This is a genomic window from Novosphingobium sp. JCM 18896 (assembly GCF_025938095.1).
Classification (GTDB): domain Bacteria; phylum Pseudomonadota; class Alphaproteobacteria; order Sphingomonadales; family Sphingomonadaceae; genus Novosphingobium.
Map to the genome: position 1 here is coordinate 1 of NZ_JAPCZF010000019.1, position 3,749 is coordinate 3,749.

A 3,749-nucleotide genomic window follows, 5' to 3' on the forward strand; every position below is an offset into this window, starting at 1 on the left:
CGTGATCCAGCACCATGCGGACTGCCCGCTCACGAACCTCCGGTGCAAACTTGTTCGTCGTCTTGCTCATCGTAGACCCTTCCTCTCAGGAGTTAGGGCCTCCGACAATCCCGGGGCGGTTCAAACCGAGATGACGTTGTGCAATCGGTTGTGATTGCGGTTGGCGGCGCCGCAACCGGATTTGCCCTCGCGTTCCTGATGAAATTCGGCATCAAACAGGAACCTCTCTTCGCCCTCGTCGGAGCGCTGATTGGCGCCGCGACTACGATTGGTGGCGCAGCCTGGCTCGCTGACCGGAACCGCGTGATAGAAAGGGAAGCCGAGGCAGATTTAATCGTCGTCGAATTCCAGAGATTGCTCAAGAAAGCACTGGCGGCGCAGGAGATCGAGCCAGGCACAAATTGCCCTTGGCCGCAGGAGTACCGCCCCCGACTTGACACGCTTGCCGATGATGCCGGGCATGCGCATGCCGTAGCGGGTGAAGCCCTGACACATGGGAAGGCGCTGTCGTTTGTCCATCGCGCACGGATCAGGCGAGTTCAATTCGTCATCAACGAGTTCCTTGGCTTTTGGGTCGATATCAATTCCGAGAAAGAACTGCCGCATTGGGATGAACGAAATTTTCCCGATTTGACGAGCGATATTGTCAACGAGTGCAAGATCACAATCGCCGAATTGAAAGGCAAAACGCCATCGGCAGCGCAGGACTAGCATCAGCGCCCCAGATGAATGGACGGCAGGTTTCAGGCCAAAAACCCCGCCTAAACGACGGCAATTCGGCGCATGTCGCCGAGCCTACTGCCGCTCTAGCTGATGGCCGCTCCCGACCAGAGACCGTCGTTTCCGCCGATATGTTGAGCGTCTGCCTCTGCCGAAACCTGTCGTTAGCAAGTGGCCGCGCATTCTGAGTTGCAGCCGCTGACATTGCGGACATCCGACTGTTCGTCGAGATGTCAATTGGGTGGTCAACCTGTTGGACGGTGGAATCATCGCGCCTGTGGATTATGCCCTCGGCAACTGTTTTCTGCGCGTGAACCCCTGTAAGTTGAATCCGCTGACGTGTCCCTTCCTCTCGCCTGGCTCTCGCTGGGCGCAGGTACGAGAAGCGGGGACCATCGGTGGGCCTTCAGCTCATCGGTGTCAGTCGAGGCGAAGGCGACATGGTCGACTTCATCTTCGGCTGTCGGACGCCCGCACGCCCCAGCCAGTGACACGTGCGAGACTGTGTTTCCGTCCTTGGCGGTCTGTCGGGCAGTCTCCGAACATAAGTGTCGGCAGGGGCGCGGTGCCGTGCAAGAGCTTGACGCGCCCAAAAAGCTGCTAGGCTTACCGGGGGCGATCATGCCTCGCGCGGTCGCGGAGTTGGCGCGGCGCGAACAGGAGTATGCAGGATGCTGACCTTGATCGCGATGCTGGTGTCCCTTCCTCTCGCCTGGCTCTCGCTGGGCGCAGGTACGAGAAGCGGGGACCATCGGTGGGCCTTCAGCTCATCGGTGTCAGTCGTGGCGAAGGCGACATGGTCGACTTCATCTTCGGCTGTCGGGTGATCCTGGCTGGGGTGGAATTTGCCGACAGACCCCAAAGCTAGGACGAGTTCGACCACGAGTGACCTTATGAGGGAGGTCAGGCGTACACGCGTTCTGGTCAGCGCATGGCACGCAATCCGGCGGAACGCTGAAACCTCACAGACGCCATCGACTAAGCAAAAGGCGCGAGACTTCGGGCAGAACTTGCCGACAAACCTGCGCAAGTTGCAAGGTCGACTGGTACGCGGGTACGAATTCGAGCCTGCCTATGGTGCCACGCCGCCGAAAGGACCCGGCAAGGTCGGCAACCGGCCAGTCGTCGTGGCGCCACTTGAGGATCGCATCGTCCAGAGAGCCATTCTCGAGGTCCTGCAAAGCGCCCGCCATCTGACCGGTGTACAGGCAGTCTTGAACACCGAGACGTCGATTGGTGGCATACCCGGCAAGGGTGTCGATCACGCCATCAAGCTCGTCGAGCAACGGGCGACGGCTGGGGACCGCTTCGTTGCCGGATCGGACATCGACGGCTTCTTCACGAAAATCTCACGCCCCTCGGTGATCGCCTTCCTGCGTGCTGAAGGCGTGCCAGCCGATTTTCTCGACTTGGTCGAACGCGCCCTAACGGTCGAGCTGTCGAACGCGGCGACGCTCAGTCCCGAAGACCTGCGCCTCTTTCCCACAGGCCCGGACGGCGTCGCACAGGGCTGTCCTTTGTCCGCTCTTGCCGGAAACATCGTCCTCGCCGATTTCGACCGAGTCATGAACGAGCGCGGCATTACGTGCGTGCGGTACATCGACGATTTCGTTCTCATTGGCAGGACGGCAGGCTCCGTCGACAAGGCGATGACGAGCGCCAAGGCCCGGCTGGCCTCGCTCAACATGGCAATTTACGATCCTGAAAAGTCACCGAACAAGGCCTTCAAAGGTACGCTTGCTGAGGGTCACACTTTCTTGGGGTACAGACTGCTCCCGGGTGTCTATCCCCCATCCAGGCAAGCTGTGGAACGCTTAAGGGAGCGTGTGAGGGCATTGGTCTCGGACGGCAAGCGAACACTACGCAAGGCAGCGCGAGGCAAGGCACCGCTCCCGCATGAGCGCTGCTACGCGCAAACGCTCGTAGCCATCGACAACACGGTCCGGGGCTGGCTGGGGTCTTTCCAGTCGGCAAACTGCCCTGAGGAATTCGCGGCCATCGACGCCGCCATCGATCGCGATCTCGACGACTTCCGGGCCTACTATAATTCACTCGTCGCCACCCGACCGAAGAGCGAGCGTCGCGATCTCATGCGAGTGCAGCGGCTGGCGGACTGACGAGCGCGACGGTCAGGCTTCCCTTGCCCCAACAATTAGGCGACGGTCGGTCAAACGGGGGGTCGCGCCACAAACGGCCGAATCTGGCGAGAGCTGTCGTTCAGCAGACCGACTGAGAACGACGGTAATGTCCCAAAGTCCGGTCTATCGCCGTGCCGCGATTACGCGATGAACGAAGGGCGGGTTTCAAGGAGGCATTGTGGACCGCCTAACGGCCGGTATGTCGGCGGGCTTTGAAGTTTCGGACGACCCACCTGGCCTCGGCCTGGGAAAAACCACACGAGGAACCGCTTCGAGGACTCCGACAAAGTGAGCCATCGCTATGTCTCACTTGAATGACGCAATTTACTGGTGCATGAAGGCGTCAGGCGCGCCAGGGTCGGTGCGGCTATTGCTACAGAATTCGAGTGGGGCAACCGGCGCGAAGAGGGCGCCGGGGCGACTTGACCTGTGCGATGGCTAAGCGACCTATGCGCAGCGATCTCACTTCGATCATACCTGCCTCTTCCAGGTTTGCACGTGGAGTTCGCACATGCGTCCGTGGCTTGCCGATTTCCTTAGCTCGGGTGAAATCAAGGTCTTTGTCACTGGCTTACATGCCAAGGGTGGCGTCGCCGTGCTTTCGGTCTTGATCATTGTGATCTTGGGAATGTTGGCGTTCTAGCGTAAGCGATGTTCTCAGAGCACGGCGGTCCAGGGCATGAGCTCGGCGAGGCGGTTGGCGGAGTGACCCTTAGCTAGAGCGACGAGGGTTTGGGTCAGCCAGTCGTGCGGATTGATGCCGGACAGCTTGCAATTCTCGATGAGCGTGGCGATTACCGCCCAGTTGTCGCCGCCTTCGTCTGAACCGGCGAAGAGGGCGTTCTTGCGATTTAGGGCAAGAGGTCTGATCGACCGCTCGACGGTGTTCGT

Annotated in this window: 3 protein-coding genes; 2 read left to right on the forward strand and 1 reads right to left on the reverse strand. The window is 60.1% G+C overall.

What is annotated here, in order from left to right; all coding sequences use genetic code 11:
- Nucleotides 1-138 precede the first annotated feature (138 nt).
- Both OLX23_RS25655 and OLX23_RS25660 read left to right on the forward strand, forming a co-directional pair.
- Entirely contained in the window at nt 139-711 is a 573-nt protein-coding gene (locus OLX23_RS25655) for a hypothetical protein (protein WP_264448201.1), read from the forward strand.
- Nucleotides 712-1,730: 1,019 nt separating this feature from the next.
- Entirely contained in the window at nt 1,731-2,837 is a 1,107-nt protein-coding gene (locus OLX23_RS25660; RefSeq protein WP_264448202.1) for a reverse transcriptase domain-containing protein, read from the forward strand.
- Between the two features lie 678 nt (nt 2,838-3,515).
- Here the strand turns inward: OLX23_RS25660 and OLX23_RS25665 are convergent.
- A partial coding sequence (locus OLX23_RS25665) for a transposase domain-containing protein (RefSeq protein WP_264448200.1) occupies nt 3,516-3,749 on the reverse strand: 234 nt, incomplete at its 5' end.